This window comes from Bacillus sp. FG16 (assembly GCF_057809515.1).
Genome location: NZ_JBMDKC010000230.1, coordinates 1 through 1,669 on the forward strand (window position 1 = coordinate 1; position 1,669 = coordinate 1,669).

Annotated in this window: 2 pseudogenes; one reads left to right on the plus strand and one right to left on the minus strand. The window is 33.7% G+C overall.

From position 1 onward, the window contains the following. Positions 1-52: 52 nt before the first annotated feature. Positions 53-457 (plus strand): annotated as a pseudogene (locus tag ACODS7_RS31830) (TatD family hydrolase); the annotation flags it as partial. Between the two features lie 116 nt (positions 458-573). Here the strand turns inward: ACODS7_RS31830 and ACODS7_RS31835 are convergent. Then, positions 574-1,617: pseudogene (locus tag ACODS7_RS31835) on the minus strand (DUF2334 domain-containing protein); the annotation flags it as partial. Between the last annotated feature and the right edge of the window lie 52 nt (positions 1,618-1,669).

A 1,669-nucleotide genomic window follows, 5' to 3' on the forward strand; every position in this document is an offset into this window, starting at 1 on the left:
AAATGTACATGATTATTCAAGTGTTAATGTGTACATTTAAACTAGCATTTATAAACTAGCTAGTAAGTATAATTTGCCGATTATATTACACGCAGTTTATGAAGATGCTGACATTGTATGTGATTTGCTAGAGAAATATAAAGTTTCACGTGCACACTTCCATTGGTTTAAAGGAAGCGATGAAACAATGAAACGGATGATGAGAAATGGTTATTATATTTCGATTACACCGGATGTTTTACATAAGGAGAAGATTAGAAAAATCGTTTCGTATTATCCGCTTGAATATATGATGGTAGAAACAGATGGTCCGTGGGAATTTCAAGAAGATGTTATAACGCACCCAAGAATGATTCGAGATGTATTAAAGGAAATTAGTTCTATAAAAAACATATCCATTGATAAGGTCGCAGAAACAATATATGAAAATACAAGTCGATTTTATTTGAAAGGATAGGAGAATTATAGTTTTAATCATGTAACGGAAAAAGTAAAAGTTGAATTTATTTAGTAAAATGCCACGGTTTGATATAGGACAAAAAACCACCAAGCGTTCCGCTCGGTGGTTTTGTATTAGGATTCTAATTTTTTCGCACGTTTTAATAATAAAAGAAAGACAATGATAACGAACCCTAGTATAAGGAAGAAGCCATATTGCTTTATATAATCAATTATGTCATTCGCACTGGTGGGTTTTTCAACGTGAATGCCGTCTTTATTCGTCGTAATATGAATATCTTTCATTTTTACTTCATTCTTTTCCTTTTGTAAATCAATCCATTCTATATTTGGAATACTTTCTAGATCCTGTAACACTTCTTTTAATGGTTTCACACCTAAGTAAGGATGATAGAATGCTCCAATAATCCCATCGGATAATTTAGCGACAGATAAAGCATTTGCTTTCATTTTAGCAATAGCTTGTGGCTTATCTTCTTCAATAAAACCGACTGTTTCAGGCATTAATTTCATTCCGTGTAGAAATGATGGTGTACTTCTATATGCTGGAGAGTGCATGGATTTCCAAGTTGTATCACTTAATTGTAGTTGTCCTACATAAGTTGAAAAGTATCTTGATAATATTTCATACCCTTTTTGAGACATTGTGTAATGAGGTGCTTCAAATGCGACAGGATATAGTTTAGCATCTACAAGTTCTTGAATCCCTTTTTCGATATGATCTGTCGTATATTTTTCCTCAAACTCTTCCCCTGTTTTTACATATTGGTTATATGCCTCTATATTTGGAAAGTCATCTTTTGTCTTCGGTTTTTCATGTTTCGGTTGGCGAATTGGTTGATCTGTCTTTACGTCCCAAAATTCAAGACCTTCCCCAGTTTCACTATCATAAAATTGGTGAGTGTAACCATGCATAATAATCGCTGCGCCATCATCTTGCATAGAGCGTAAAAGATCGACTAGTTCGGGTTTATCTTTTAAATGTAGGGTTTTACCTGTCTCCGGATCTGTATATACAGGAATAACAGTGATCATGTAAGGAATCTTCTTCTCTTTTAGTAATTCAGCAATTTCTTTCAATTGATTTATATCTGCTGCTGGGTGAACATCCTCAAGACGTAAATAAGCTAATTTTTTATTGGTTTCGGGTTTTTGCTCATGCCCATCAACTTAAGAAATAAGACTACCCCCAAGTGTCAAAAAACGTTAT